Raw genomic sequence first — 25,955 nt, 5'->3', positions numbered from 1 at the left:
GGAACTCCGCGCAAGCGGAACGGGCGCGGATCATCCAATCCCGCGCCCCTTGCCCACCCTGCCCTTCGCTCAGGCCAAAGGCGGCTGGCCGTTCGAGGCGGTCAGCCCGCCATCCACCGGCAGGATCACCCCGTTGACGAAACTGGCATCCTCGCTGGCAAGGAACGCCACCACGCCGGCGATCTCCTCGGGCTGGCCATCGCGGCCCATCGGGATGCGGCTGTGCATCCGCTCGAGGAACTTCGCGTTGTTCATCATGTCGGCCGTCAGCCCGGTCTCGGTGAAACCCGGCGCCACCGCGTTGACTCGAATGCCATGGCGCTGGAAGTCGAGCGCGAGCGAGCGTACCAGGTTCGAGATGCCGGCCTTGGAGGTCGCGTAGGCAAAGGCTCCGAAATCGCCGCGCATGCCTGAAACCGAAGAGGTCGCGATGATCGTGCCCTTGGATTTCTTGAGCGGCTCCCAAGCCGCCTTGATGGTGCGGTAGGTCCCGGTGAGATTGTTCTCGATCACCCCGGCGAAATTCTCGTCGGAGACCTCCTCCATCGGCCCCATCACCGCAAATCCCGCATTGGCCACGAGGATGTCGAGCCCGCCGAAATTCTCCACCGCGGTGGTGACCATCGCCTCGCAGTCGGCGGGCTTGGCGATATCGCCGGTGATGGTTCGCGTATGCGCCGCCGGAAGGTCGCGCACCACCTGGGCCAGCTTGTCCGAGTCGGTGTCGGACAGCACCACATTCGCGCCTTCGCGCGAGAATCGCCGTGCCGTGGCCGCGCCGATCCCCGAGGCCGCGCCCGTGACAAGAACCGTTTTCCCCTTGTAACGCATCGTGAAACTCCTTGCTGTCGGTGGCGCTGCCCGCGGGCAACGGCATGGCAAGGAGGATGGTTCCGGGTTTGTGCGATCAGGAACCAGCGCCAGCGGAGGCGAGCCGTTCCCGCAGATCCGCCGGGAGCCGCGCCGGTGCGCCGCTCGCGGACAGCGCCGCCAGCGTCACGCGCGCTGCAAAACAGGTATCCTCGCCACGAAGCACGCGCTGCTCCAGCTCGATCCTGGCGCCGCCGATCCGGGCCGGCGTCGTCTCGACCTCCAGCAGATCGTCGAATCGCGCCGGCGTCAGATAGTCGGCCTCGATCCGTCGCACGGCAAAAACGATCCCGGTCTCGGATTTGAGCCGGGACTGGTCGATCCCGAGCCCCCGCACCCATTCGGTGCGCGCGCGTTCGATGAACTTCAGGTAGTTCGCGTAATAGACGATCCCCGCGAGGTCGGTATCCTCGTAATAGACGCGGATCTGCAGCTTGTGGCTCAATGTCCCATCCGCGCAGCAAGCCGCAGCGCTGTGGCCGGATCGTCGGAGGCGGCGGGCAGCACCGGGTCGTAGGCCGCCTTGATCAGCGCCGCGATCTCGGGCTTGAGCACCACCGTGCCGTCCGGCGCCGAGGCCAGCGGCGAGGTGTCGTCGAAGGCGCTTTCGGACCATGTGAGCATCGAGAGCACCGCCTGGCTCAGTGCCAGCACGTCAGCGGGCGTCTCGGCCGCCTCGCCCTTCATGCGCAGGAACACGATCCCTGCCCGGATCGCGCCGTCGGGCTCGAAACGAAAGGCGCGGTACTGGCTGGCATCGCCCGCCTCGAGCTTGGACAAGAGATCGGGCAGGCCCGGCACCAGCTTGTCGAGATCGGGTACGGCGGTGAGTTCGTCCCATTCGCGACAGAAGAAGACCAGCAGGTTCACCCCGAGCTCGGGGTCGGTCTCGGCCATGTCGTGATCGGCAAGCTGGCACAGCGCCTGCAGCGCCGATTTCATCACCGAAAGCGTCTCATCCTCGACGCCGAACACCACCGGCGCGATCGGCCGGCCCCAGCGAGCGCACATGTAGCCGCCATCGTCCCGGGTGAACATCGCCTCGACAGCTTTCGCATCCAGCATGACCGGTCCTCCTGTTTCCGGGTCGGGATACGCGCCATGACCCCGGCGGGCAAGCGCCGGGGCTTCAGTCGAACAGCACGCCCTGCCCCGATTCCGGGCCGCGCGGCACCGCTAGCCCAAGATGGCGCCATGCCGCATGGGCCAGCATCCGGCCGCGCGGCGTGCGCTGGATCAGCCCCTGTTGCAGCAGGAAGGGCTCGATCACCTCCTCCAGCGCATCGCGGCTTTCCGACAGGGCAGCCGACAGCGTCTCGATCCCGACCGGGCCACCGCCATAGGCCTCGGCGATGAGCCGCAGGTAGCGCCGGTCGGCCCCGTCGAGGCCGAGGTCATCGACGCCGAGCCGCGTCAGCGCGCTGTCGGCGATCTCGCGGGTGACGCGCCCGTCGCCCTCGACCACCGCGAAATCGACGACGCGGCGCAACAGCCTCCCCGCGATGCGCGGGGTGCCGCGCGCGCGCCGCGCGATCTCACGCGCGCCGTCGTCATCGGCAGGGGTTCCGAGGAGCCGCGCGTTGCGGGTGACGATCTCGTGCAGCTCGTCGACGCTGTAGAACTGCAACCGCGTCGGGATGCCGAAGCGGTCGCGCAGCGGCGTGGTCAGCAGGCCGAGCCGGGTTGTCGCGCCGACCAGCGTGAAGGGCTGCAGCTCGATCCGCACGGTGCGCGCGGCCGGGCCTTCGCCGATCACCAGATCGAGCGCGTAATCCTCGAGCGCGGGGTACAGCACCTCCTCAACCGCCGGGTTCAACCGGTGAATCTCGTCGATGAACAGCACGTCGCGCGGTTCGAGATTGGTGAGGATCGCGGCGAGATCGCCAGCCTTGGCCAGCACCGGCCCGGAGGTCATGCGGAAGCCCACGCCGAGTTCGCGCGAGATGATCTGCGCCAACGTCGTCTTGCCCAGCCCCGGGGGGCCATGGAACAGCGTGTGGTCCATCGCCTCGCCACGGATCCGCGCGCTTTCGATGAAGATGCGCAGGTTGGCGCGCGCCTCGGCCTGGCCGATGAACTCGTTCAGGCCCTGCGGCCGCAAGGCACGGTCGTGGTCCTCGGGAAGCCGTTCGGGGCGCAGCGCGGGATCGGGGGCGTCGGTCATCGTCCAGTCCTAAGCATCGCAAGGCGGCATTGTAAGGCGTCGCGGCAACCTGCCGCTGCTTCGGCGCGCGTCATCTCACCGCTCCTTGGGGGCGAGCTTGCGCAGCGCCGCGCGGATCAGGCCTGCCGTGTCCGCATCCGGCGTTTCATGCGCGGCCTCGGCCACAGCACCCGCCGCCTCCGAAAGACCGTAGCCAAGATTGCCCAGCGCCGAGAGCGCCTCGGCCTGCGCCGCGGCGTTGCCCTCATCCTTCTTCCTGGGTGCCGAACGCTTGGGGGCGGCTACTTCGGCGGGCGCATCCTCGATCACCGCAGCCGCGTCGTCTCCCCGCATCGCAGCGGGCTGCGCGCCCATCGCCATGATCGACGGGGCCTTGTCCTTCAACTCGTTGACCACGCGCTGCGCGGTCTTGGGACCCACCCCCTTGGCGCGCGCGACGGCCGACCAGTCGGCCAGGGCGATGGCGCGCGACAGCCCGTCCGCGCCCAGCGCGCCGAGGATCGCCAGAGACGCCTTGGCGCCGATGCCCTGCACCGTCAGCAGCAGCCGGTGCCATTCCTTTTCCACCAGCGTCGGAAAGCCGAAGAGCTGCAGGATGTCCTCGCGCACCAGAAGCTCGGTATAGAGCGCCACCGCCTCGCCCGACCCAGGGAGCTGCGCCAGCACCCGGTCGGAGACATAGACCACGTAGCCGACGCCGCGCACGTCGATCAGGACGTGATCGGCGGCGCGGTATTCGAGCCGTCCGGCGATACGGCCGATCATGCGCGCGCCCTCGCCGCCTCGGCCCGGGCCACAGCGGCCGCGAGATGCCCCGCCGATTGCAGGTGATGCGCATGGCAGATCGCGACCGCGAGCGCGTCGGCCGCGTCGGGTCCGTCGAGTCTCACGCCGGGGAGTTGGAGCTTCACCATGTGCTGCACCTGCGCCTTGGCCGCAGCGCCGTTGCCGACCACCGCCTTCTTGATGGTCGAAGGCATGTACTCGCCCACCGCAAGGCCCGCCTCGGCCGGGATCATCAACGCGATACCACGCGCCTGCCCCAGCTTGAGCGTACCGGCGCCGTCGGAATTCACGAAGACATGCTCGACCGCCGCCGCCTCGGGGCCATGCTCGGCGATTACCGCGCGCAGCTGGTGGGCCAGCGACAGCAGCCGCTCGGCCAGGTCGTCTCCCTCGGAATGGCAGGTGCCGTTGGCGACGTGCCGCAGCCGCGCGCCCGTGACCTCGATCACGCCCCAGCCGAGATTTCGCAGACCCGGATCGATACCGATGACTCGCATGTGCCCCCATCCGCCGATCGCGGCTGCTCTCCGCCCCGGCCTGTTCTGTCTGGTTTTTCCGATCCCTAGCACAAAGGGCGAACGCAAGCCATGGGTCGCGGACAGCTCCGCCTCAAAGACCGAGGCGCGCGATCCCCTCCGCGAGTTGGCGCTGCATGTAGGGCTTGGCGAGACGCGGAAGCTCGAGCGCCTCGCCCTCCGGGAGCTCCGCATAGCCGGTCGCCAGCAAGATGGGCAGTGCAGGGCGCAGCTTGCGCGCGGCACGTGCCAACTCGCCACCATTCATTCGCGGCATCGAGAAATCGGTGATCAGCAGGTCGATCGGCTCGGCGCTTTCGATCACCTTCAGCGCCTCTGGCCCCGAGGAAGCCTCGATCACCTGATGGCCCAGATCCTCCAACAGATCGACGGTGCTCATCGCGATGAGCGCGTCGTCATCGACGAAGAGGATGCGCAGGGCGCCACGCCGTTCGCCCGATGCCGGGGCGGCCTCGGCGGCACGGGCGGCCTCGGCTCTGGTTCCGACCGTTGCAGTGGGCAGCCAGAGTTCGGCGCGGGTGCCCTGCCCCGGCGCACTCGACAGTCGCAGCGCGCCGCCGAGTTGCTGAGCGAGGCCATGGATCATCGACAGGCCGAGCCCGGTGCCCTTGCCCAGCTCCTTGGTCGAGAAGAAGGGATGAGTCGCCTGTTCCAGCGTGGCGGCGTCCATGCCGCTCCCGGTATCGGTGACCGAAAGCCGCAGATAGCTGCCGGGGGCGAGATCTGAAGCCTCGGCAACGTCGCACAGCGCCAGCGCTACATCGAGGCTACCGCCGCCGGTCATCGCGTCGCGGGCATTGACCGCGAGGTTGAGGAGCGCGAGGTCGAACTGGTTACCGTCCACCTGCGCACGGGGCAGCCCCTGCGGCAGGTCGAAGCGTAGCTCCACCAGATCACCGACGGATCGGCGCAACAGTTCCTCGGAGCCGCGCACCAGTTCGGCGAGATCGCGCGGCTCGACGCTGAGCTCCTGTCGCCGGGCAAAGGCCAGCAGGCGCTGGGTCAGTGCCGCGCCGCGCTGCGCGCCCTGGATCGCGCCGTCGATCAGGCGGGTCGCGCGCGCATCCTCGGCGACATGGCGCGACAGCAGGTCCAGATTGCCCATCACCGCCATCAGCAGGTTGTTGAAATCATGCGCGACGCCACCGGTGAGCTGGCCGATCGCCTCCATCTTCTGGCTTTGCAGGAGCTGGCCCTCGGTGCGCTCGCGTTGACGGATCTCCTCCAGCACCCGGGCATGGGCGCTTTCCAACTCGGCGGTCCGTTGCGCCACACGCCGCTCGAGTTCCTCGGTCTGCTCACGGTGGATCGCCTCGACCTGCTTGCGGGCGGTGACATCCGTGGTCACCCCAACCAGCCGCACCTCGCCTTCCGGCCCGCGCTCGATCCGCGCCAGAGCCGCGACCCAGCGCAGACTGCCATCGGGCCAGATCACGCGAAACTCGACCTCGTAATCGGTGCCCTCGCGCGTGGCCCCCTCGATCGTCTCGATCACGTGGGCCTTGTCGCCGGGATGCAGGCTGTCGATGAAGTCTCCGAAACCGAAGGGCGCCATCTCGGACCGCCCGAAGATCGCGCGCAGTGTCGGCGAGGACATCAGCTCCTGCGTCGCAGGATGGAATTCCCAGGCCCCGAGGCGACCGGCCTTGAGGGCGGTGCGCAGCGTCTCTTCGCTGCGATGCAGCCGCTCGACCGCAGCGCGGGCCTCGAACTGGCGATCTCGGCCGCGCCGGGCGCCGCGTGCGACGCTGACGAAGGTGGTGGCGTGGAACGGCCGTTCGAGGAAGGTAACGTTGCCGAGGATTTCGGACAGCCTCGCCGCCTCGGGATTGCGCTCCGGGCCGCCGCCATGCCGGGTCAACACGATGAAGGGGAGCGCCGACCAGCTCGGCTGCGCCTCGATGGCTGCCGCCAGCACGCTGAGATCGGCATGTCGCACCGTTTCTTCGGTGAGAAGGCCGAACGCGGTGTTCTCGTCCAACCGGGCTGCAAAGCTCGGGATGTCGTCGCAGATGGTCGATTCCTGGCCGATCTCTGACAGCAGCGCCGCCGCGAGCTGCGCGTCCCGCCCTTCCGGCGCGAGGATCAGCGCCCGGGCGAGATCAAAGCCCCGCGTCATCGGCGCCTACCTTCATCAGCGGATCGGCGGACCCGACGAAATCCGGCACGCCGCGCAATACACCCTGGAATCCTTGCAGCGGCGCACCGAGCTCGAGCCCAGCGGCGCCGATCCGGTATTCGCGGATGGTGTCCTCGTGCGCCCCGGTGCGCTTCTTGATGATCGAGACCGCGCGGCGCACTTTTCCCATCGCTTCGAAGTAGCGCAACAGGATCACGGTATCGGCCAGATAGGTGACGTCGATCGGTGACTTCATGTCGCCCACCAGACCGTGCTGCGCAACGGTGAGGAATGTCGAGGCGCCCTGACGGTTCAGGAATTGCAGCAGCTCGTGGATGTGCAGCACCAGCGCGTTCTCCTGCGGCATTGCTGCTTGATAGCCGGTCATGCTGTCGATCACGACGCAGCGCACCTCGCGTTCGACCACGCTGTCGCGGACCTTCTGCGCGAACTCGCCGGGCGACATTTCGGCCGCATCCACCTGCTCGACCTGCAGGGCGCCGCTGGCGCGCAGTGCAGGGATGTCGATGCCAAGCTTGGCCAGCCGGGCCTCCATAAGGCCCAGCTCCTCGTCGAAGACAAAGAGCGCCGCGCGTTCGCCACGATCGATGGCGGCCAAGGCGAATTGCAGCGAGAACAAGCTTTTGCCGGTGCCGGATGGTCCCAGCACCAGCGTGCTCGAGCCCTGCTCGATACCGCCGCCAAGCAGCTGGTCGAGCGCCGGGATGCCGCTACCGTTGGGGCGGCGGTCGAAGTCGGTGCGGTGTTCGAGAGCCACGAGGCGCGGAAACACCTCGATCCCGCCGGTCTTGATGGCGAAATCGTGATAGCCGCCGCGATAGCGCTGGCCGCGATATTTGGTGACCCGCAGCCGCCGTCGTTCGGCGCCGTAATCAGGCGCCAGTTCCTCGAGTTGGATCACGCCATGCACGACGCTATGCACCGTGCGGTCATGCGCCTCGGCCGTCAGGTCGTCGAGCATCAGCACCGTGGCGTCTTGACGGGCGAAGTAATGCTTCATGGCAAGGATCTGGCGGCGGTAGCGCAAGGAGCCCTGCGCCAGCAGCCGGATTTCCGAGAGGCTGTCGATCACTACGCGCTGCGGTCGGACTCGTTCGAAGGCGGCGAAGATCTGCCGCGTCGCCTCGCCCAATTCGAGATCGGACGAATAGAGCAGACTCTGCTGCTGGTCGGCGTCGAGCAGGCTTTCGGCGGGAACCACCTCGAAGATCGAGATCCGGTTGTCCAGCGTCCAGCCATGCGAGGCAGCGCTGTCGTGCAGTTCCTCCTCGGTCTCGGACAGCGTCACGTAGAGGCAGGCCTCGCCTCGCTCCGCCCCCTCGAGCAGGAACCGCATCGCTGTCGTGGTCTTACCCGTGCCGGGCGCCCCTTCGAGAAGAAAGACATGGTTGCGCGTGAGCCCTCCGGAGAGAACGTCATCGAGCCCCGGAACGCCGGTCCGGGCATGGGTCTTGGGGGTCATCGGTCCGATCCTTTAGCCGGTTGTGCCCTCCTAGCAGTTTTGCCGGAGGGTCAAAAGACGGCTTGGAGGAGGCACGGCGCGGCCTCGGGCGGGCCGCGCCGCATGGGCGTTACTTCAGCCGGGCGATCAGCGCGCCGTTGGGGCCGAGCCAGACCTTGCCATTGTCGGTCTGGGCCTCGAGCGCGAACAGCGTCTCATCGATGCCATCGATCTCGATCTCCTGCGGCTGGTTCGACAGGTTGAAGGCGCAGACCGTCTTCTCGCCGCGATGGAAGGCCAGTACCGGCTCCTCGGTCTCGGCGAACATGGTGCGGCCCTCGCGCAGGTCGGGCGTCTCGCGGCGCAGCTTCAGCAGCGCCCGGTAGGTTTCGAGAACGGAGCCCTCGACGCCCTTTTGCGTGTCGACCGCGCGCGCGGCCTGCGGCGCCTTTACCGGCAGCCAGGGCTCGACCCGGCCAAAGCCCGCATGGGGGGCGTCCTTTTCCCAGACCATCGGCGTGCGGCAACCGTCGCGCCCCTTGTCGGCGGGCCAGAAGTTGATGCCCTGCGGGTCGGTCAGTTCGTGAAACTCCAGTTCGGTCTCGGTCTGGCCCAGCTCCTCGCCCTGATAGAGGCAGATCGAGCCCTCCATCGTCAGCAACATCGCCGCGGCGAGCTTGGCCACCGCGTCCTGGTCGCCATGCTCGGCCCAGCGCGTCACGTGGCGCGGCACGTCATGGTTCGACATCGCCCAGCAGGGCCAGCCCTTGGGTGCCAGCTTGAAGAACTGGTCGATCTGGTGGCGGAAATGCTCGGCGGTGAATTTCGGGCCCAGCATCTCGAAGCTGTAGGCCATGTGCAGCCGGTTGGCAGAGGTGTACTCGCCCATGATCTCGATCGGGTGGTGGCTCTCGCCGACCTCGCCGACCAGCGTGCGGTCCTCGTATTCATCCATCAGCTTCCGCATCTTTTCGAGGAAGGCGATGTTGTCGGGCTGGTTCTTCGAGAAGATGTGGTACTGCATGTCGTAAGGCTTGACCGCCTGGGTGCCGTTCAAACGGAAATCAGCCGGGTCGTCGCGCAGATGCTTGTCATGGAAGTAGAAGTTCACCGTGTCGAGGCGGAAGCCGTCTACGCCGCGATCGAGCCAGAACCGCATGGTGCCGAGCAGCCATTCCTGCACTTCCGGATTATGGAAGTTGAAATCGGGCTGCTCCTTCAGGAAGTTGTGGAAGTAATACTGCCGGCGACGCGGCTCCCATTCCCATGCGATGCCGCCGAAGATGGCCTGCCAGTTGTTCGGTGCCGATCCGTCATGCTTGGGGTCGGCCCAGACGTACCAGTCGGCCTTGGGGTTGTCGCGGCTCGAACGGCTCTCCTCGAAGAAAGGGTGCTGGTTCGAGCTGTGCGACAGCACTTGGTCGATCATCACCTTGAGCCCGAGCTCGTGCGCGCAGGCGACCATCTCGTCGAAATCCGCGAGAGTGCCGAAGGTGGGGTCGATGTCGGTGTAGTTCGACACGTCGTAGCCCATGTCGGCCATCGGCGAGGTGAAGATCGGCGACAGCCAGATCGCGTCGGCGCCGAGATCGGCGATATGCGGCAACCGCGCGGTGATCCCCTTGAGATCGCCGATGCCGTCGTCATTGCCGTCCTGATAGGAGCGCGGGTAGATCTGGTAGATCACCGCGCCCTTCCACCAATTCGCCTTGCTCATCTCGAATCCTTTCGTCCCTTGGGAGCCGGGGGTTTCGATCAGGCTTGCCCGAAGCGTTTCGGGTTGGCAAGTTGCAACCGCGCATCGAGGGAAAGACATGTCGGCAACGCTCAAGGACATCGCGGCCAGCACCGGCCTGTCGGTCACGCAGGTGAGCCGCGCGCTCAACGATCATGACGATGTCAGCGCCGAGACCAAGATCCGTGTGCGCGAAGCGGCCAACGCCCTGAATTACCGGCCGAACCTTTCGGCCCGCAAACTCGCCTCCGGGCGCTCCGGCATTGTCGGGCTGGTGCTGCCGCCGCAGGACCGGACCCCGCGCGACAGCATGTTCGTGCAGATGGTGCGCGGGCTGTCGAGCGCGTTCTCGCGGCGCGGCCGGCTGTTCGTGCTGCATGCCGCCGAAGAGGGCGAGGACGTGGTCGCGGTGCATCGTCGGCTGATCGATGGCGGCTCGCTCGATGGCTTCGTGCTGATTGAGCCGGAGGAGAACGACCCGCGGGTCGCCTATCTGCGCCGCCGCGGCGTGCCGATGGTGATGCATGGACGCGGCACAGCGAAGCCCGATTACCCGTTCTATGACATCGACAACATCGCCGTCGGGCGCGAATTGACGGCGATGCTCCTGCGCGCCGGGCATCGGCGGATCGGCTTCGTCAACGGCATCGCCGCCACCTGCTACGCGGCGCATCGCCGGACCGGTTGGGAAATGGCGCTGCGCGAGGCCGGCCTCGGAATCGACCCCGATCTGCACGAACACGGGCAGATGACCGAAAGCGTCGGAGCCCTTGCCACGTTGCGGATGATGAATGGTGAGGCAGCGCCGACCGCCCTGATCGCAGGCAACATGCTGATCGCCAAGGGCATCTACAACGCGCTGTCGATGCTCGGGCTGAAGGTGCCGGGCGACGTGTCGGTGGTGGTGCATGACGACATGCTGCCGGGCGAGGACCTGATGTCCCTGCCGGCCAGCTCCGGCACGCGCTCGGCACTGGCGCTGAGCTGGGAGCCGCTGGCGCAGGGACTGATCGGCGCGATCGAGGGCAAGCCGCTGGCCGAGTTGCAGCAGTTGGGCGGGTTCGAAATCGTCGAAGCGGGATCGATCGCGCCGCCTAACAGTTAGCACCCCGAAACGGTTCGGAAATTCTTGTTCCAAGGGGCATCGAAGGGGTGACGGGCCATGCAGTGTCTGCAGGGCGCTGCGGCGTGCTTGGATGTGGTAGCGGCGGGTCCGAAGGTCCAGATGGGGCTCATCGGCGCCGATGACGACGCCTACCTCATATCGCGGCCAAGAGGCCGCCTTCGACGCCCAAGGATCAAGAGACATGACGACCTTCAGCACCAACCAGACCGCCCGCCCCGCCTCCCTGCTCGCTCGCCTCTTCGCCGGCATCGCCGAGCGCCGCGCCCAATCGCAGGCCTATCGCATCACCCGTCGCGAACTCTCGGCGCTCAGCGAGCGCGAGCTGGCCGATCTGGGCATCCACCGCGCCATGATCGAGGACATCGCGACCCAGGCGGCGCGGCGCGCCTGACCTTTTGGCCAAGGCGCGGACCTTTTCCAGCGTCTTGGTGTTTACCTTTCGAGACGGCGCTGATCCTCCCCAGCAAGTCTCGAAATAGCGGCGGCGGCTTCCTTCCTCCCGGGAACCGCCGCCTTTCTTTTGCGCTCAGGCCTGATGCAGGCCGAGCTGCGCCTCGTCAAAGCCCAATTCCACCGTCAGCCCCTCGCTGCCGCCGGAGGTGCGCACGAAGCCGCCATGCTTCTGCACCATGGTCCGGATCATCCGCCATCCGAGCGAATCCGAGCGTTCCGGCCGTTCCATCCCCGGCGCGAGACCGCAGCCATCGTCGGAGACCACCAGCTTCAGCATCCCCTCCTCCCGCGTGAGCGAGACATGGAGGCGACCGCGTTCGCGATCCGCGAAGGCGTGCTTGCAGGCATTGGTCATCAGCTCGCCCGCCGCGAGGGCGAGATCGGTCGCGGCATTGCCCGACAGGCTCAGCGCCTCGCCGGTGACGACTACCGTGACCTCCTGATCGGGCGTCGAGAATGCCTGACGCGTGTGCTCGGCCACATCGCGCAAGAGCGGCAGCAGCGGCGCGTGATCGGCGGCGGCGGCGCGTTGCAGCTGATCGTGGATCGTGGTGATCGCCCGCACCCGAAGCTCCAGATCGCGCAGCACCCGCTTGGTCTCCTCGCTCTGGGCCGCGTTGCGGCTGAGCCGCATCAACCCGGTGACGAGAGCGAGGTTGTTCTTGGTGCGGTGATGCACCTCGGCCATGAGCAGGTCCCGTTCCTCGATGGCGTCGAGCAGGTCGCGGTTCTGCTGCGCCAGCATCGCGGCGGGATCGGCGCGACGCAGCGCCGCCAGCGCCTCGCCGATCGCGGCGCCGATGCGCGCCGCCTCGTTCGCGGCGAGACGGGTGTCGAAGCCGGCCTTGATCCGAGTCCCTTCGGGACCGCTGTCGACCTCCATCCGGTCGGCGATGCGCTGCACGCCGCGTAGCCCGAGGCCGAGCCCCGGCTGGCGTCCGGCGCCGGGCAGAGGGTCGCCCCCGGCGAGGCGGGCTTCCAGATCGGGGATGCCCGGCCCCTGATCGATCGCCTCCACCGCAAGCTCGAGGTTGCCGGCCACCGGTTCCAGCGACAGGGTCATCCGCCCGCCGCCGCCATGCTGGATGATGTTGCGCCCCAGCTCGAGGAGCGCGGTGACGATCCGGGTTTCGGCGAACTTGGCAAAGCCGCAATGCCGCGCCACCTCCTGACCGACCATGCGCAGCCGCACGATGTCCTCGTCGGCCTCGATCTTCAGCGTGGTCAGTCTCATTCGGCGTCCTCCGAAGCGAGCCGCGCCACCAGCACGCAACAATCGTCGCGTCCCTTGTTACGGTCGCGCATCAGATGTGCCGCGATCATCGCGCTGCTCATTCCTGCAAGTGGGGGCAGTTCCGCGTGGCTGCGCAGCGTCGAAAGGCCGTCGCTATGCAGGATGAGCACGTCGCCCCGGCCCATCTCCGCGCTCTCGACCGGGGGCAGGCGCACCGCGCCGCCTAGCCGCCCCTCGCGGCTTATTAGACGTCGCACCTGCCCATCGGCCCTCACCAAGAGCGCCGCGATGTTGCCTATTCCGGCCAGTCGCAGCCGCCCATCCGCCGCCTCGATCTGCGCCAGCGCCGCCACGGATCCGCGGCTGCCGGCAAGCCGGGCGGACAACTCGGACAACAGCCGCGCAGGGTCCTCGCCGCGGAGGGGTTCGATTCCCGCCACCGCTTCGGCCGCCGCCACTTCGGCGCGCGGGCCGTGGCCCAGCCCGTCGACGGCGAGCAGGTCGACACGACCGGCGACATCGCGCGCGAAGACCGCGTCGCCACAGGCGCGGTCGCCGGGGTAGTTCATCAGAAAGGCGCCGATCTCGACCCCCGCCAGCACCGGCGCCGGGCCAAAGCCGCAGACGGCCACGGTACCCTGCCCCGGCGTCGAGCGGATCTCGAAGCTATCGGCCAAGCGGCGCATCGCACCGAGCCCGCCACCGGCGCTCGAACCGGTGGAAAATCCATCGGACAGGGCGAGGCCGATATCGGCGATACCGGGTCCGGCATCGATGGCGGCGATACAGACGCGGGACCTGGTACCGGGTTGGCGCTGCAGCAGGAGTTGCCCGCCGCGGGCATGACGCAGGAGGTTGGTGGCCATTTCCGTGACCACGATCGCCATCGCCTCGGTGCGCTCGACCGAAAGCCCGCACTCGTCGGCCAGAGCGCGCGCCAGCCGCCGCGCCTCGGCCACGGCACTGGGATCGGATATATCGACGACATGTCTCATGGATTGGCCTCCATCTCGATCGTGGTGCCCGCCCCGACGCGACTTTCGATGCGAAAGGCATCGACCAGCCGCCGCGCACCACCGAGCCCCTTGCCCATGCTCCGCGCGGTCGAGAAGCCGTCCGTCATCGCCTGATCGATATCGGCGATGCCGGGCCCCTGATCGCTGCAGCGGATCATGATGCGGCGCGGGCGATCAAGGCGATAGATCTCGAGCACGCCGCCGCCCCCATGGTCGAGCGCGTTGCGGGCGATCTCGCTCACGGCAGTGACGAAGCGGGTCTTGCGCAGCGCCCGCGCGTTCAGCGCGTCCATCGCCTTCGACACCGCGATACGGGCTGCCGCGACATCGCGCTCCTGCCGCAACTCCACCCGCCCCGCCGGCTGCGCCGGCGGGCCGCTCACGCCAGACCCTTGGCCTTCAGCGCGCGCAGCGCGTGGCTCAGCGACAGCGCCGTTTTCGAGCCCGGCAGATCCATGCCAAGTTCGACCAGCGTCATCGCCACCGCCGGGCGCATGCCCACGATGTAGGTCTCGGCCGCCAACAGCCGCGAAATCGAGGAAAGCTGCGCGAGGATGCGGCCGACGAAGGTATCGACGATCTCGAGCGCGGCAATATCGATCACCACGCCACGCGCCGCCTCACTCACGATCCGCTCGGAGAGATCCTCCTGCAGGTTGATGATGTCGGTGTCGGTGATGTTGTCGCGAATCGCGACGAGCAGGACCTTGTCGACGGTGTAGATCGAGGCCGCTTCAGACACGGGTGTCCTCGATGCGGCTGATCTGGAAGCCGACGCGACGGAATGCCTCGGCGAGCGCGGCACGGATCGAGGGGCGGGTCGTCACCTCGCCCACGTCGACGCCAAGCTCGACCATGGTCTGGGCGATCTTGGGCGAGATGCCCGAGATGATCGCCTCGGCCCCCATCAGTCGGACCGCCGCGGCGGTCCGCAGCAGGTGCTGCGCGACCTGCGTGTCGACCACACGCACGCCGGTGATATCGACGATCACTACCTCGGCGCTGTGCTCGACGATGGAATTCAGCAGGTTCTCCATCACCTCCTGCGCCCGCATCGAATCGAGCGTGCCGATCAGCGGGATGGTCAGCACCCGTTCCCACAGCTGCACCACCGGGGTGGAGAGCTCCATCATCTCGGCCCGCTGGCGTTCTATGATCTCGTCGCGCTCGGCGATGAAGTATTCGTTGATATGCATTGCAAGCGCATCGACCACGCGGCCGAAATCGGCAGCCTCGGCGAGCAGACGGTCGGTCCGATCCGCGAGGTTCTTGCTCAGCATCTCGAAGACGGGCTGCTTCAGCGCCAGCATGAAGGCCGTCATCTCCCATGGCGCGACGCCGCGCTCGGTGCGCACCAGCGTGATCTCCGACAGCGCCATGCGAAGTTCGGACCAGTTGTCGGCATCAATGTCGACGGCCTCGGTGATGTCGATGCGCGACAGCGCCTCGGAGAAGGCCCGCAGCAGATCGGACAGCTGGCGCCGGCTCTCGCGGTCGGAGAACAGGTCGGGGCGTCGCACGCCCTCGCGCTTCTGGGTGGCGAACCAAGCGTCGAGAACGCTGTCGAATTCTTCCCGCAGGAGGCGGCTCACTTCGGTGGTCGGCGCAACGGTCATCATCGGTCCTAACTGGTCACGGCGACATACGGATATGGTGCGGCGACAGGGAAGGAAAGGCTTGTACGGCTTCACTTGGCGGGAACTGGCCCGGCGGCGCGATGCGGCGGCTCAGCCTTTGCGGCGGCGCCCCAGCAGCGCATCGGCCCGGCCCAGCGCCGCGTCGAGCTCGGCGAAGGCGCGCGTCATCGCCTCGGGGTCCGGTTGAGGCGCGGGCGTAGGCGCCGGCCCCGCCCGTCGCGGCCGCGCCGCCAAGCGTTCGGCCAGGCCCGGCACCGACCAGATCCGGGCCGTCCGTCTACGGGTGATCTCGCGCAGCAGGCCGAGGCTCACCAGCTCGTCGATCAGGTTGGTCGCGCCACGCGGCGTCACACCGATGCGCTCCGCCAAAAGGTTCGAGGTCAGGCAGGGCGCCGAGGCGAATGCCTGTGCCGCATCACCCAGCCGCGACCGGCCGTGTCGCCCCTCGCCGCAGGCGCGGGCCCGGCGCAGCCAGTCACGCGCCCGGCCGATCCGCCCGATTTCCATGCCCAATACCGTGCCCAGCCCATCGAGTAACTCGGTCATCCCCGCGACGCTGCCCGGGGACCAGGGCCGGTAGCGCCCTACAGAGAGCGCCAGCGCGGGGGTCGCGACCCAATCGGCGTCGACCCGTCCCGACAGGCCGCGCATCGGGTCCTCCTCGAAGGCTACGACAACGCCGGGTCCCGGCGTGAGGCGGCGCCGGGCGCTCTCGACCGCCATGAACAAGGCTCGCTCGACCATCGGGTGGGCCCGCTCCGTCGCAAGGCCATAGGCCGCGCTGACCCTCAGCGCTGCGAGAATCGGTGGATCGTCGGGATGTAAGGCCGAGAGACACGCGGCAAGCGCCGCCGGGTCGGCAAAGACCTCCTCCGAGTTCGCCCCCCGTTCGACTTCCGCAAGCCCTCCTGCCAGCCGTTCGAGCCGGGCGATCGTCTTGTCGGGATGCGCTATCGGGTCGCCGGGCATCTTGAGGGCGCGGATCAGCCCCAGCGCCAGTTCACCCGCGACCGGGTCGCCTTGGCCGGAACCACCGCCCGCGATCCGCGGTAACAGCTCGGTCTCGGACAGTCGGCGCCCTTCGAGTGCCACCGAGGCCACTGCCTCGGCCACCGCCAGCTCCGAGCGCCATAGATTGCCGGCATCTGGATCGGCCCGGCCGAAGGCTTCGATCCGCGCAGCGAGCACTTCGACCCGCAGCAGGTCGAGCGCGCTCGGCCCACCGCTCCTGCTCGTCTTGGCCATGCATCGCCCTCATCCGCCCCGGTGCCGCGCCCGCCAGACTGGACAGATACCCGAGTACTTGTCCACCTCGCAGAGGCTTGCGGCCAGACAGGCCCCATGGACTTGGCTTCACCATTGCCCCGCCGACACATCTGATCGGCGCTCGGCCATCAGCGGCATGAGAGGTGGGCGCATGAATGCGTCGACAACCAGTGCAGCCCGAAGCTTGCGTTATTCGAACGCTGGCACGACCCTCAGGCGGCCACTGCGGGCAGTTCCACCCGGCCGCGGCTGATACGGAAAGGTTCGCATTGACCGGAGACAACCTTGGTCTCGATCATCCACTCCTCCCCATCGGTGTCGCGTCCTTCGAGCGTCAGAACACCGTTGAAGTCCTGCATGGCCGAAAGGCCGGTCTCGAGCCTAGTCCAGGTCCGAAGCCAATCGGTATAATCAGGATCCAGCAAAGCTGGCCGAGGCGGGTGATCCTCGTGCAGCTGCCGCTCGAGGCGAAACAGGCGCAGGGCACCCTCGCCATCGATCTCGAAGGTCTGAAAGCCACGTCCGAAACTTCTGGTGCGCCACTCGGTGACAGCGGTGATTTCGGCCGGCAGAGCCATCTTGCAGCGAACGAGATCGTATAGTGCCATGTCCATCCTCTTTCTTGCTCTGGCTTCGGCAGACGTGCCGACCCATTGGAAGAACTTGGCCTGCGGTCATGGCACCATGCCGACAACATCTGGGCCTTGTCACGACAGATGCCGTCGGCTCGTGGAGGACTGAGAAAGCGGCTGCGGCAACCGGACGCCGCTCCTAGGTTGTCGTAACGACGGCCAGAAGCAACAGCACCAGACAGCCCGCGGCTATCAGCGTGCTGCTTGCAATGCGCATCACCGCATCGCGCCACGATCCGGTTTGCTCCGCGTAATGGACCAGCAGGAAGCACAAGACCGGCACGAGGAGCCAAGCCCAAGGAGAAATGCCAAACAGGTCTGGGGATACCGTTTTCATACCTTAACAATAGTCCAGTTCGACGCCCTCCGCAGCTGAGCAATGGGAGGGCGAGGCTCTGCGGAGGTATAGGGCGGCCACGCTCCCGCCTTCGGCAAGGTACGAAAAGAGCATCGACATTTCATCGTTCTGCCTTGAAGACCGACACTGACATGACCTCTTGTAGAGCCGCCGCGCCGAGGCCTCCGTCGTAGAATGAGGCGACCGTTTGAGCCGGAAGCCGCCACCACGAGGCCGGCAGGCTACAAGGTGCAGAAACCAGTGCCGCTGAAAAACGCAGCGGCCGAGGGGACCTTCCGCTTGCGAGGATACGATCGAGTTCCGCAGCCAGATCTTCGCTACACTCCGCCCGTTGCTCGCCACATTCCGGCCTCTGCCGAACGGCAATGAAGTGGCGAATTACCGAGTGAGTTTGCTTATCGTGACGACCGACTACGCATTGCGTTTCCTTTCCACCCTCTTTTTCGTGACGGGCATCGGTATCGTCGCCCTGCTGGGCCTGCGCTTGTGTGCGAATGTGGAAGTAGCGGGCCACCCTCGCCAACCGGTGGAATCTGCCGGAGCAGCCTTTCGCCCCACCCTGTGACAGCCTTCCTCGCTGGCCTCTTTTGGGCCTGTGCCGCGAATGCGCGAAGGTCCCGCTACGCAGCCCAACTCTAGGCCGCTATCGCGGACACTTGCCGCCTTACCTTGGGGACCAACTCCATTTCCCATCTCCCGCCTCGACAAAGCAGGACATAGCCCCGGCCGAACTCGATACGGAACAAAGAGGAGGTGGATTGAAGGCGCCGGAACGAACTAAGATGCAAAGCCGTCGGCTACGTATCAGTTAGATGGCGGAGGAGGTGGGATTCGAACCCACGGTACGCTCTCACGCACGGCGGTTTTCAAGACCGCTGCAATCGACCACTCTGCCACTCCTCCGGCGCGCCTCGCCTAAGCACTGCGCGGCGATTCGGGAAGGGCTTCCGATCACGCGATTTTCCGCCCCGGGCGGCGCTAGCCGCTTTCATTGCGGCCGTCCCCCCGATATGTTCGCGTCGCGCCGCCCCGGCCTGCCGGGCCGCGGCGCCGAAACAAGAGCGGGCCGGGCAACGGTCCGAGCGGGGCAATCGAGGGACGTCACATGACAGCCACCAATTCCGTGCGGCCGGTCGCCATGCTGCTGGGCGCGCTGCTGACGCTGGGCGCCTGCGGCGAAACCGGCGGCACCTCCTCCCCCGGCGATCCCAGCCGTACCGAGATCGTGTCGCGCGATGTCGAGGCGCCCGGCATCTTCCAGGTTACCGAGCCCGGCCTGTGGGACGGGCGGCCGTCGCTGGGCGGCGTCTGGGTCGCCTATCCCGAGGTCGATGTGGAGCAGATCGGCCAGGTAGTGATCCGCAACCAGGCCAATGGCCGCTTCGTGATCGGCGCGCTGTTCCGCCGCGAGCGCGAGACGCCGGGCCCGGCGCTGCAGGTCAGTTCGGAGGCTGCAGAGGCGCTCGGTATGCTCGCCGGGGCGCCCGCGATGCTCAACGTCACTGCGCTGCGCCGTGACGAAACCGCCGCACCGGAGGCGCCGGGGGCGACCACGGATTTCGACGATCCCACGCCGATCGCCGCCGTGCCTCTGCCGCCCGCCTCCGGGGATACCGGGGCGGCGGAGACGACCGCGGTTGCCTCTGCGCCGGCACCCGTCGCCCCTGCCGAGAGCACCCTTGAACGGCCCTTCATCCAGATTGGCATCTTCTCGGTCGAAGCCAACGCCCGTGACACCGCGACGGCGATGGAGGTCGAGGGGCTGGGCGCGCGCGTCGTGGCCTCGCAGATCCAGGGCGCCGATTACTGGCGTGTCATCGTCGGCCCGGCCAAGAACGAGGCCGCGCGCGACGCCGCCCTAACCCGTGTCAAGGCGCTGGGCTTCACAGACGCCTATTTCGTGCGAAACTGACAAGGAGCCGGGCCGCCTGAGGCCCGGGCCAGACCCTTCCGCCGGCCGTGACGAGCGGCCGCCAACCGACCGGAGCGACCCCAGATGATCCGTGCCGTCTTTCTCGCCGCCGCGACGCTCGTGGCCTTCGCGCCGCTCGCGCGCGCCCAGAGCTTCGACACCCCCGCCCGAGCGGCCTATGTGCTCGACCACACCACGGGGACCGAGCTTCTCGCCAAGAATGCCGACGAGCCGCTGCCGCCCGCTTCGATGTCCAAGCTGATGACGCTCTACATGGCCTTCGAGGCCATCGCCTCGGGGCGGCTGTCGATCGACCAGCGGCTCCCGGTGTCCGAGCACGCCGCCTCCTATGGCGGCTCTTCGATGTTCCTCGACACCACCGACCGGGTGCGGGTCGAGGATCTGCTGCGCGGTGTCATCGTGCTGTCGGGCAACGACGCCTCCGCCGTGCTCGCCGAGGCGCTGTCGCCCGACGGCACCGAGGCCGGCTTCGCGCGGCTGATGACCGAGCGGGCCCGCGACATGGGCATGGAGAACTCCACTTTCGCCAATTCGAATGGCTGGCCCGCCCCGAACCAGCGCATGTCGATGCGCGACCTGGGCATCCTCGCGAGCCACCTGATCCGCGATTTCCCGACCTTCTACCCGATGTTCGCTGAACAGGAGTTCGAGTTCGACGGTCGCGTGCCCTCCAACAGCCAGAACCGCAACCCGATCCTGGGCCTCGGTATCGGCGCCGACGGGCTCAAGACCGGCCACACCTCCGAGGCCGGCTACGGCCTCGTCGGATCGGCCGCGCAGGACGACCGGCGGGTGATCTTCGTGATCACCGGTCTCGAGAGCACCGAGTCTCGCCGGGTCGAGGCAGAGCGCATCGTCAACTGGTCGTTCCGCCAGTTCGCGCAGCGCGACATAGGCGAGGCCGGCACCCGGATCGCCGAGGCCGAGGTCTGGATGGGCGAGCGCAACCGCGTCGGTCTGACCCTGGCCGATGACGTGTCGGTGCTGCTGCCGGTGATGTCGAATGACGATCTCGCGGCCGAGGTGGTCTATCAGGGCCCGATCGAGGCGCCGATCGAACAGGGTCAGGAATTGGCCGAGTTGGTAATCGCGCGTGAGGGGATGTCAGAGACCCGGGTGCCGCTGGTCGCCGAGACGGCCGTGGCGCGCGGCGGCTTCATGCCGCGGGTCAAGGTCGCGGCCACGGTGCTGTTCGACCGGTTCGGCCCGGAAGGGGTCACCCTGCCGGGGCTGGATCCGCTGGCCGAGGAACCGGCGCCCGAGCCAGCCGCGGAGCCCGAGGCACCGGCCGAAGCCGAAGCCGACGAAACCTGAGCCCGTGGCAACAGGGCTCTTCATCAGCTTCGAGGGCATCGACGGCTCCGGCAAATCGACACAGGCGCGGCTGCTGGCCGATCGGCTACGTGGTCTAGGCCACGAGACGGTGCTGACGCGCGAGCCTGGCGGCAGCCCAGGCGCCGAGGAGATCCGGCAGCTGCTGCTCACCGGGGACACCGCCCGCTGGTCGGCCGAGACCGAGCTGCTGCTGTTCACCGCGGCACGGCGCGATCACTTGGAACGGACCATTCGTCCGGCCCTTGACCATGGCCAGACCGTGATCACCGATCGCTTCGCTGACAGCACCCGCGTCTATCAGGGCGCGACGCGTGGCGATCTGCGTGCGACGGTCGACCGCCTGCACGATCTGATGATCGGCACCGAGCCCGACCTTACATTCCTGATCGATATGGACCCGGCCACGGCCCTGGCCCGTGGCCTCGCACGCGGTTCCGGCGAGGACCGGTTCGAGGATATGGGCCTCGGCTTCCAGAACACCCTGCGCGCGGGCTTTCTCGGTCTCGCAAAAGATGCGCCCCGGCGATTTCAGGTGATCGACGGCAACCGGACGCCCGAATCCGTGGCGGCGGAGATCGCCGACATTGCCCTGCCCCGCCTGGGGCTCGTGCCATGAGCGAGGATCTTCCCGATCCGACCGGCCTGCCCGGACTGCCGCATCCGCGCGAAACCGCCCGGCTGCTCGGCCAGGATGCTGCCGAGGCCGAGTTCCTCGCGGCACAGGCCGGCGGGCGGCTGCATTCGGGCTGGCTGCTCACCGGGCCGATGGGGGTCGGCAAGGCGACCCTTGCCTATCGGATCGCGGCACATCTGCTGGCCGGGCGCCAGGCCGCGGACGGGCTCGATCTGCAAGACGACGATCCCGACCTGCGCCGCATCCGTGCCGGATCGCACCCACGGCTCTTCGTGCTCAAGCGTGGGCCCAACGACAAGGGCGACAGGCTCTCGGCGCAGATCCGGGTCGAGGAGATGCGCAAGCTGAAAAGCTTCTTCCATCTCAGCTCGGCCGATGGCGGACACCGCGCGGTGATCGTCGACGCCGCCGACGAGATGAACGTCTCAGCCGCCAATGCGCTTCTCAAGGAACTGGAGGAGCCGCCGGCCAACACCACGCTGCTGCTGATCTCGCACCAGCCCTCCGCCCTGCTGCCGACCATCCGTTCGCGCTGCCGCGTGCTGCGGCTGCGACCGCTGGAGCCCGCCCCCTTGGCCGAGGCGCTGGCGCAGGCCGGGGTTTCCAGCGAAGCTCCCGAGGCGCTTGCCGTTCTGGCCGCGGGGTCGGTCGGCGGCGCCGCGCGGATCGCCCAGTCCGACGGGCGCGCGCTCTATGCCGATCTCGTGGGGCTCCTGTCGGGACTGCCGCATATCGACCGCCCCCGAGCCATCGCCATGGCTGAGGCCTGCGGCGGCAAGGGTGCCGAGCTGCGTTTTCCGCTGATGCTGGACCTGATCGACCTGCTGCTGATCCGCGCCGCGCGTGCCGGACTGATGGGCGAGCCCGACCTGCAAGGCGCGCCCGGCGAGGCCCGGCTGCTGATGACGCTGGCGCCCGACGCGCGGGCGGCGCGTCGCATCGCCGAGCTGGGTCAGGAGCTTTCGGCCCGGGCGCGGCACGGGCGGGCAGTCAACCTTGACCCTTCGGCGCTGCTTCTAGATATGCTGCTGAGGATCGAAGCCACCGCAGCCGGATCCGCCGCAGCCTGAGGCCAGATGACTTCTCAAGACTTTCAGCTCGTCGACGCGCATTGCCATCTCGACTTCCCCGACTTCGCCGAGGAACGGGAGGCCGTCATCGCGCGGGCGCTCGACGCCGGCGTCACCCGCATGGTCACGATCTGCACGAAATTGAAGAACGCCGACAGCGTGCGCGCGATCTCCGAGACGCATGACCCGGTCTTCTGGGCGGCGGGCACCCACCCGATGAGCGCCGCCGACGAACCGCTGGCCTCGGTCGAGGATCTGGAGGTCCTGGCCCGGCATCCCAAGATGGTCGGCATCGGCGAGACCGGGCTCGACTACCACTACACCGCCGAGAGCAAGGGCGTGCAGCAGGAGTCCCTGCGCATCCATATCGAGGCGGCGCGCCGTACCGGGTTGCCGCTGATCATCCATGCGCGGGACGCCGATGACGACATGGCCCGTATCCTCGCCGAGGAGCACGCGGCCGGCGCCTATGACTGCATGATGCACTGTTTCTCCTCCTCGGCCGCACTGGGCCGCGCGGCGCTCGATCTCGGATTTTACCTGTCGATGTCGGGCATCGCCGCGTTTCCGCGCTCGAAGGAGCTGCGCGAAATCTTCGCATCCGCCCCGCTCGACCGCATCCTCGTCGAGACCGACAGCCCCTATCTTGCGCCGCCGCCGCATCGCGGGCGCCGCAACGAGCCCGCCTATACCGCGCATACCGCCAAGGTCGGCGCCGATCTCTTCGGCCTGTCCCTGCCGGATTTCGCGGCGCGGACCTCGGCCAATTTCGACCGTCTCTTTGCCAAGGCCGCCGCCTGGACCCCGGAACGGAGCCCCGCGTGAGCGACCGTCTGGAGGCGCGCATTCTCGGCTGCGGCTCTTCGGGTGGCGTGCCGCGACTGGGCAATCTCTGGGGCGATTGCGACCCAGCCGAGCCGCGCAACGCGCGAAGCCGCTGCTCGCTGCTGCTGACCCGCCATGGGCCGAGGGGCGTCACCCGGGTGCTGATCGACACCTCCCCCGACCTGCGCGCGCAGCTGCTCGCGGCCGAGGTCGGCGAGTTGGACGGCGTGGTCTGGACCCATGCCCATGCCGACCATGTGCATGGCATCGACGACCTGCGGATGATCGCCTTCAACATGCGCAGCCGGCTGCAGTGCTGGGCCGACGCGCCGACCCATGCGGCGCTCATACAGCGCTTCGGCTATGCGTTCGAGACGCCGCCGGGCTCGTCCTACCCGCCGATCTGCGATCTGCATCGGATCGAGGGAGAAATCGTGATCGACGGCGCTGGCGGCGAGATCCGCTTGACGCCCTTCGATCTCGTGCATGGAGATATCACGGCGCTGGGCCTGCGCTGCGGCGGGCTCGCCTACCTGCCGGATGTCAGCGAGATCCCCGGCGCCGCTTGGCGCCACCTCGACGGGCTCGTCTGCATGATCGTCGACGCGCTGCGACGCAAGCCGCATCCCAGCCACGCGCATCTCGACCTCACCCTCGAGTGGATCGCACGGGCCGCACCGGCACGGGCGGTTCTGACCAACATGCATTTCGACCTAGACTACGCGACGCTCGAAGCCGAAACCCCGGAGCACGTCTCCCCGGCCTTCGACGGGATGACGCTCGCCTTCGATCTCTAGGGCGAAGGGGTCCCGCCCCTTCACCAATTCGACCTGACGCATATCCGCGGCACCCGCCCGCGCGGAGGCCTTCGGATGATCCTGCTGCTCACCGTCACCCTGCCGGTCTTCCTCGTGCTGGGCTTTGGCTATCTGGCCTCGTGGCGCGCCTGGATCACCGAGCCCGCGATCGACGGGCTCATGAAGTTCGCCCAGGGCTTCGCTATCCCCTGTCTGCTGTTCCTCGCCATCGCGCGGCTCGATCTCGCGCAGGAATTCGACATGGCGCTTCTGGGCAGCTTCTATGCCGGGGCGCTGGCGGGCTTCGCCGCAGGGCTCTTGGGTGCGCGGCTGATTTTCGGCCGTTCCTGGGAGGATGCGGTTGCGATCGGTTTCGTCGGGCTGTTCTCGAACTCGTTGCTTCTGGGCCTGCCGATCACCGAGCGCGCCTATGGCCCCGATGCGCTGCAGGCCAACTTCGCGATCATCGCTCTGCATTCGCCGTTCTGCTACGCGGTGGGCATTACGGCGATGGAACTCGCCCGCGCCAAGGGCGGCTCGCTCAGGGAACTGCCGGCACAGGTTCTGCGCGGCATGGGACGCAACGCTCTGATCCTCGGCATCCTCATGGGCGCAGCGGTCAACCTGTCGGGGCTGCCGCTGCCGGAGGTGCTGATCGAGGCTTTGGAGCTAATGGCACGAGCGGCATTGCCGGCGGCATTGTTCGGACTGGGCGGCATCCTCCACCGATACCGCCCCGAGGGCGACATGCGGGTGATCCTCTACGTGGTCGCGGTGTCGCTCGTGCTGCATCCGGCGGTGGTCTGGGGGCTGGGCTCGCTGGTCGGGCTGAAGGTTCCGGCCTTCCGCTCGGCGATCATCACCGCGGCGATGGCGCCGGGGGTAAACGCCTATCTCTTTGCCAGCATCTACGGCCACGCCAAGCGCGTCGCCGCCTCGGCGGTCTTGATCGGGACGGTGGCCTCGGTACTGTCGGCCACCATCTGGCTGGCGCTGCTGCCCTGACGCCGAACCCTTGGAAGGGTTCGGACAAGATCCTTTGAAGTATCTTGTCCCGGAATGACAACGCCCCGCTCTTTGGGCGGCGCGTCGCGGTCGGCGGTGGCGGCGGGCCTCAGCCCGGCGACATGCCGCGCAGCCGCTCGGAACGGCGCCGCAGCACTTCGAGCGTCACCAGCAGCACCACCGAGATCGAAATCAGCACCGTCGCGGCAGCGAGGATGGTGGGCGAGATTTGCTCGCGCAGACCGGTGAACATCTGCCACGGGAGCGTCTTCTGGCCCGCGGAGCCCACGAAGAGCACCACCACCACCTCGTCGAAGGAGGTGATGAAGGCGAACAGGCCGCCCGAGACCACGCCCGGCAGGATCAGCGGCATCTGCACCTTAAAGAAGGTACGCACCGGCCCCGCCCCGAGATTGGCTGCAGCGCGCGTCAGAGAGCGATCGAAGCCCACCAGCGTCGCTGTCACGGTGATGATCACAAAGGGAATGCCCAGCGCGGCATGGGCCAGCACCACGCCCCAGTAGGTGCCCTGCAGCCCGATCCGGCTGTAGAAGAAGTACATGCCCGCGGCCGAGATGATCAGCGGCACGATCATCGGAGAGATCAGGATCGCCATGATCGCCCGGCGGAACGGCACGTGCGGCTGGCTCAGGCCGATGGCCGCGAGCGTGCCCAAGGCCACCGACAGGAAGGTCGCCACGGGCGCGATCTTCAGCGAATTCCACAGCGGCACCTGCCAATCCGGGTTTCCGAAGAAGTCGCGGTAGTGCTTGAGCGAGTAGCCCTCCGGGTCGAGCCTGAGCATCTCGGGCGTGAAGGTGAAGAAGTTCTCCGCGTTGAAGGAGAGCGGGATGATCACCAGGATCGGCGCGATCAGGAAGAAGAAGATCGCCGCGCAGATCACCAGGTAGGAATAGTGCCAGACCTTCTGGCCGGTCGAGGCATAGGGGGGAAGTCCAGCC

The 25,955-nt window shown here is 67.6% G+C and carries 27 protein-coding genes, 1 tRNA gene and 1 pseudogene; 10 read left to right on the top strand and 19 right to left on the bottom strand.

The features are described 5' to 3' along the window. Positions 1-69 precede the first annotated feature (69 nt). The 9 genes from budC to LOS8367_RS01205 all read right to left on the bottom strand — a co-directional run bounded on the left by budC (position 70) and on the right by LOS8367_RS01205 (position 9,654). Complete coding sequence (gene budC / locus LOS8367_RS01245; RefSeq protein WP_085894629.1) at positions 70-831, bottom strand: meso-2,3-butanediol dehydrogenase; 762 nt, start codon at positions 829-831, stop codon at positions 70-72. A 76-nt stretch (positions 832-907) separates the two neighbouring features. After that, positions 908-1,315 carry a tol-pal system-associated acyl-CoA thioesterase gene (gene ybgC, locus LOS8367_RS01240; RefSeq protein WP_085894628.1) on the bottom strand — a complete coding sequence of 136 codons (408 nt, stop codon included), beginning with the start codon at positions 1,313-1,315 and terminating at the stop codon, positions 908-910. Then, a complete protein-coding gene (locus LOS8367_RS01235; RefSeq protein ID WP_085894627.1) occupies positions 1,312-1,935 on the bottom strand; it encodes a hypothetical protein in 624 nt (207 codons plus the stop codon). The genes ybgC and LOS8367_RS01235 overlap by 4 nt, the downstream gene beginning before the upstream one ends. Before the next feature lie 64 nt (positions 1,936-1,999). Then, on the bottom strand, positions 2,000-3,034 hold the full coding sequence (gene ruvB / locus LOS8367_RS01230; RefSeq protein ID WP_085894626.1) for a Holliday junction branch migration DNA helicase RuvB: 1,035 nt from the start codon (positions 3,032-3,034) through the stop codon (positions 2,000-2,002). 75 nt (positions 3,035-3,109) lie between these two features. Next, positions 3,110-3,799, bottom strand: coding sequence for a Holliday junction branch migration protein RuvA (gene ruvA, locus LOS8367_RS01225; protein WP_085894625.1), 690 nt, complete (start codon positions 3,797-3,799; stop codon positions 3,110-3,112). Further along, positions 3,796-4,317, bottom strand: a complete 522-nt coding sequence (ruvC, locus tag LOS8367_RS01220) for a crossover junction endodeoxyribonuclease RuvC (protein WP_085894624.1) — start codon at positions 4,315-4,317, stop codon at positions 3,796-3,798. The genes ruvA and ruvC overlap by 4 nt, the downstream gene beginning before the upstream one ends. A 112-nt stretch (positions 4,318-4,429) precedes the next feature. After that, the gene (locus tag LOS8367_RS01215; protein ID WP_085894623.1) at positions 4,430-6,475 is read right to left on the bottom strand and encodes a hybrid sensor histidine kinase/response regulator; all 2,046 of its coding nucleotides are present in this window, start codon (positions 6,473-6,475) and stop codon (positions 4,430-4,432) included. Further along, entirely contained in the window at positions 6,459-7,958 is a 1,500-nt protein-coding gene (locus LOS8367_RS01210) for an ATPase domain-containing protein (protein WP_085894622.1), read from the bottom strand. The genes LOS8367_RS01215 and LOS8367_RS01210 overlap by 17 nt, the downstream gene beginning before the upstream one ends. A gap of 109 nt (positions 7,959-8,067) precedes the next feature. Further along, the gene (locus tag LOS8367_RS01205; protein WP_085894621.1) at positions 8,068-9,654 is read right to left on the bottom strand and encodes an alpha-amylase family glycosyl hydrolase; all 1,587 of its coding nucleotides are present in this window, start codon (positions 9,652-9,654) and stop codon (positions 8,068-8,070) included. Between the two features lie 97 nt (positions 9,655-9,751). Between LOS8367_RS01205 and LOS8367_RS01200 the strand changes: the two genes are divergently transcribed. Then, on the top strand, positions 9,752-10,777 hold the full coding sequence (locus LOS8367_RS01200; RefSeq protein WP_085894620.1) for a substrate-binding domain-containing protein: 1,026 nt from the start codon (positions 9,752-9,754) through the stop codon (positions 10,775-10,777). Positions 10,778-10,979: 202 nt separating this feature from the next. Then, on the top strand, positions 10,980-11,189 hold the full coding sequence (locus LOS8367_RS01195) for a DUF1127 domain-containing protein (RefSeq protein ID WP_085894619.1): 210 nt from the start codon (positions 10,980-10,982) through the stop codon (positions 11,187-11,189). Between the two features lie 135 nt (positions 11,190-11,324). Here LOS8367_RS01195 and LOS8367_RS01190 read toward each other — a convergent pair whose 3' ends face one another. The 8 genes from LOS8367_RS01190 to LOS8367_RS01155 all read right to left on the bottom strand — a co-directional run bounded on the left by LOS8367_RS01190 (position 11,325) and on the right by LOS8367_RS01155 (position 17,373). Then, entirely contained in the window at positions 11,325-12,485 is a 1,161-nt protein-coding gene (locus tag LOS8367_RS01190) for a sensor histidine kinase (protein ID WP_085894618.1), read from the bottom strand. Beyond that, positions 12,482-13,480: a SpoIIE family protein phosphatase gene (locus tag LOS8367_RS01185; RefSeq protein ID WP_085894617.1), complete on the bottom strand. Its 999-nt coding sequence runs from the start codon at positions 13,478-13,480 to the stop codon at positions 12,482-12,484. Before LOS8367_RS01185 ends, LOS8367_RS01190 begins: the two co-directional genes overlap by 4 nt. Continuing rightward, on the bottom strand, positions 13,477-13,884 hold the full coding sequence (locus LOS8367_RS01180; RefSeq protein ID WP_085894616.1) for an ATP-binding protein: 408 nt from the start codon (positions 13,882-13,884) through the stop codon (positions 13,477-13,479). The genes LOS8367_RS01185 and LOS8367_RS01180 overlap by 4 nt, the downstream gene beginning before the upstream one ends. After that, the gene (locus tag LOS8367_RS01175; RefSeq protein ID WP_085894615.1) at positions 13,881-14,243 is read right to left on the bottom strand and encodes an STAS domain-containing protein; all 363 of its coding nucleotides are present in this window, start codon (positions 14,241-14,243) and stop codon (positions 13,881-13,883) included. The genes LOS8367_RS01180 and LOS8367_RS01175 overlap by 4 nt, the downstream gene beginning before the upstream one ends. Further along, entirely contained in the window at positions 14,236-15,117 is an 882-nt protein-coding gene (locus LOS8367_RS01170) for an STAS domain-containing protein (protein ID WP_085894893.1), read from the bottom strand. The genes LOS8367_RS01175 and LOS8367_RS01170 overlap by 8 nt, the downstream gene beginning before the upstream one ends. Positions 15,118-15,228: 111 nt before the next feature. Then, positions 15,229-16,383: a hypothetical protein gene (locus LOS8367_RS01165; RefSeq protein WP_085894614.1), complete on the bottom strand. Its 1,155-nt coding sequence runs from the start codon at positions 16,381-16,383 to the stop codon at positions 15,229-15,231. A 233-nt stretch (positions 16,384-16,616) separates the two neighbouring features. After that, a complete protein-coding gene (locus tag LOS8367_RS01160) occupies positions 16,617-16,982 on the bottom strand; it encodes a hypothetical protein (protein ID WP_165761365.1) in 366 nt (121 codons plus the stop codon). Positions 16,983-17,175: 193 nt separating this feature from the next. After that, positions 17,176-17,373 carry a hypothetical protein gene (locus LOS8367_RS01155; RefSeq protein ID WP_085894612.1) on the bottom strand — a complete coding sequence of 66 codons (198 nt, stop codon included), beginning with the start codon at positions 17,371-17,373 and terminating at the stop codon, positions 17,176-17,178. Positions 17,374-17,794: 421 nt separating this feature from the next. Here LOS8367_RS01155 and LOS8367_RS18960 point away from each other — a divergent pair, with 421 nt between their 5' ends. Next, the gene (locus LOS8367_RS18960) at positions 17,795-17,959 is read left to right on the top strand and encodes a hypothetical protein (protein ID WP_165761364.1); all 165 of its coding nucleotides are present in this window, start codon (positions 17,795-17,797) and stop codon (positions 17,957-17,959) included. Positions 17,960-18,207: 248 nt separating this feature from the next. On the opposite strand, the gene LOS8367_RS01150 is transcribed toward LOS8367_RS18960, so the two are convergent. Then, positions 18,208-18,297: transfer RNA gene (locus LOS8367_RS01150), tRNA-Ser, on the bottom strand. 202 nt (positions 18,298-18,499) lie between these two features. Between LOS8367_RS01150 and LOS8367_RS01145 the strand changes: the two genes are divergently transcribed. The 7 genes from LOS8367_RS01145 (at position 18,500) to LOS8367_RS01115 (ending at position 24,993) form a co-directional block, all read left to right on the top strand. Continuing rightward, the gene (locus LOS8367_RS01145; protein WP_085894611.1) at positions 18,500-19,306 is read left to right on the top strand and encodes an SPOR domain-containing protein; all 807 of its coding nucleotides are present in this window, start codon (positions 18,500-18,502) and stop codon (positions 19,304-19,306) included. Between the two features lie 84 nt (positions 19,307-19,390). After that, positions 19,391-20,641 (top strand): D-alanyl-D-alanine carboxypeptidase family protein, encoded by a 1,251-nt coding sequence (locus LOS8367_RS01140; protein WP_085894610.1) that lies wholly within the window; start codon positions 19,391-19,393, stop codon positions 20,639-20,641. A 4-nt stretch (positions 20,642-20,645) separates the two neighbouring features. Further along, positions 20,646-21,278, top strand: a complete 633-nt coding sequence (tmk, locus tag LOS8367_RS01135) for a dTMP kinase (protein WP_085894609.1) — start codon at positions 20,646-20,648, stop codon at positions 21,276-21,278. Beyond that, complete coding sequence (locus LOS8367_RS01130; RefSeq protein ID WP_085894608.1) at positions 21,275-22,366, top strand: DNA polymerase III subunit delta'; 1,092 nt, start codon at positions 21,275-21,277, stop codon at positions 22,364-22,366. Before tmk ends, LOS8367_RS01130 begins: the two co-directional genes overlap by 4 nt. A gap of 6 nt (positions 22,367-22,372) precedes the next feature. Beyond that, entirely contained in the window at positions 22,373-23,191 is an 819-nt protein-coding gene (locus tag LOS8367_RS01125; RefSeq protein WP_085894607.1) for a TatD family hydrolase, read from the top strand. Next, on the top strand, positions 23,188-23,988 hold the full coding sequence (locus tag LOS8367_RS01120) for an MBL fold metallo-hydrolase (protein ID WP_085894606.1): 801 nt from the start codon (positions 23,188-23,190) through the stop codon (positions 23,986-23,988). Before LOS8367_RS01125 ends, LOS8367_RS01120 begins: the two co-directional genes overlap by 4 nt. 75 nt (positions 23,989-24,063) lie before the next feature. After that, entirely contained in the window at positions 24,064-24,993 is a 930-nt protein-coding gene (locus LOS8367_RS01115) for an AEC family transporter (RefSeq protein WP_085894605.1), read from the top strand. 109 nt (positions 24,994-25,102) lie between these two features. Here LOS8367_RS01115 and LOS8367_RS01110 read toward each other — a convergent pair. Continuing rightward, a pseudogene (locus tag LOS8367_RS01110) lies at positions 25,103-25,948 on the bottom strand (ABC transporter permease); the annotation flags it as partial. Between the last annotated feature and the right edge of the window lie 7 nt (positions 25,949-25,955).

The organism is Limimaricola soesokkakensis, assembly GCF_900172345.1.
Taxonomy (GTDB): Bacteria; Pseudomonadota; Alphaproteobacteria; order Rhodobacterales; family Rhodobacteraceae; genus Limimaricola; species Limimaricola soesokkakensis.
Note: the sequence above shows the minus strand (reverse complement) of the source record. Positions and strands in the feature narration are given on the sequence as shown.

What these genes read in the sequence shown, in the direction of transcription:
- LOS8367_RS01210 (WP_085894622.1), bottom strand. Translation starts at nt 7,958, where the DNA reads ATGACCCCCAAGACCCATGCCCGGACCGGCGTTCCGGGGCTCGATGAC.
- LOS8367_RS01115 (WP_085894605.1), top strand. Translation starts at nt 24,064, where the DNA reads ATGATCCTGCTGCTCACCGTCACCCTGCCGGTCTTCCTCGTGCTGGGC.
- LOS8367_RS01125 (WP_085894607.1), top strand. Translation starts at nt 22,373, where the DNA reads ATGACTTCTCAAGACTTTCAGCTCGTCGACGCGCATTGCCATCTCGAC.
- LOS8367_RS01215 (WP_085894623.1), bottom strand. Translation starts at nt 6,475, where the DNA reads ATGACGCGGGGCTTTGATCTCGCCCGGGCGCTGATCCTCGCGCCGGAA.
- ruvB (WP_085894626.1), bottom strand. Translation starts at nt 3,034, where the DNA reads ATGACCGACGCCCCCGATCCCGCGCTGCGCCCCGAACGGCTTCCCGAG.
- LOS8367_RS01170 (WP_085894893.1), bottom strand. Translation starts at nt 15,117, where the DNA reads ATGACCGTTGCGCCGACCACCGAAGTGAGCCGCCTCCTGCGGGAAGAA.
- LOS8367_RS01205 (WP_085894621.1), bottom strand. Translation starts at nt 9,654, where the DNA reads ATGAGCAAGGCGAATTGGTGGAAGGGCGCGGTGATCTACCAGATCTAC.
- LOS8367_RS01235 (WP_085894627.1), bottom strand. Translation starts at nt 1,935, where the DNA reads ATGCTGGATGCGAAAGCTGTCGAGGCGATGTTCACCCGGGACGATGGC.
- LOS8367_RS01145 (WP_085894611.1), top strand. Translation starts at nt 18,500, where the DNA reads ATGACAGCCACCAATTCCGTGCGGCCGGTCGCCATGCTGCTGGGCGCG.
- LOS8367_RS01190 (WP_085894618.1), bottom strand. Translation starts at nt 12,485, where the DNA reads ATGAGACTGACCACGCTGAAGATCGAGGCCGACGAGGACATCGTGCGG.
- budC (WP_085894629.1), bottom strand. Translation starts at nt 831, where the DNA reads ATGCGTTACAAGGGGAAAACGGTTCTTGTCACGGGCGCGGCCTCGGGG.
- LOS8367_RS01160 (WP_165761365.1), bottom strand. Translation starts at nt 16,982, where the DNA reads ATGGCTCTGCCGGCCGAAATCACCGCTGTCACCGAGTGGCGCACCAGA.
- LOS8367_RS01185 (WP_085894617.1), bottom strand. Translation starts at nt 13,480, where the DNA reads ATGAGACATGTCGTCGATATATCCGATCCCAGTGCCGTGGCCGAGGCG.
- ruvC (WP_085894624.1), bottom strand. Translation starts at nt 4,317, where the DNA reads ATGCGAGTCATCGGTATCGATCCGGGTCTGCGAAATCTCGGCTGGGGC.
- LOS8367_RS01195 (WP_085894619.1), top strand. Translation starts at nt 10,980, where the DNA reads ATGACGACCTTCAGCACCAACCAGACCGCCCGCCCCGCCTCCCTGCTC.
- ruvA (WP_085894625.1), bottom strand. Translation starts at nt 3,799, where the DNA reads ATGATCGGCCGTATCGCCGGACGGCTCGAATACCGCGCCGCCGATCAC.
- LOS8367_RS01165 (WP_085894614.1), bottom strand. Translation starts at nt 16,383, where the DNA reads ATGGCCAAGACGAGCAGGAGCGGTGGGCCGAGCGCGCTCGACCTGCTG.
- LOS8367_RS01200 (WP_085894620.1), top strand. Translation starts at nt 9,752, where the DNA reads ATGTCGGCAACGCTCAAGGACATCGCGGCCAGCACCGGCCTGTCGGTC.
- LOS8367_RS01155 (WP_085894612.1), bottom strand. Translation starts at nt 17,373, where the DNA reads ATGAAAACGGTATCCCCAGACCTGTTTGGCATTTCTCCTTGGGCTTGG.
- LOS8367_RS01130 (WP_085894608.1), top strand. Translation starts at nt 21,275, where the DNA reads ATGAGCGAGGATCTTCCCGATCCGACCGGCCTGCCCGGACTGCCGCAT.
- LOS8367_RS01140 (WP_085894610.1), top strand. Translation starts at nt 19,391, where the DNA reads ATGATCCGTGCCGTCTTTCTCGCCGCCGCGACGCTCGTGGCCTTCGCG.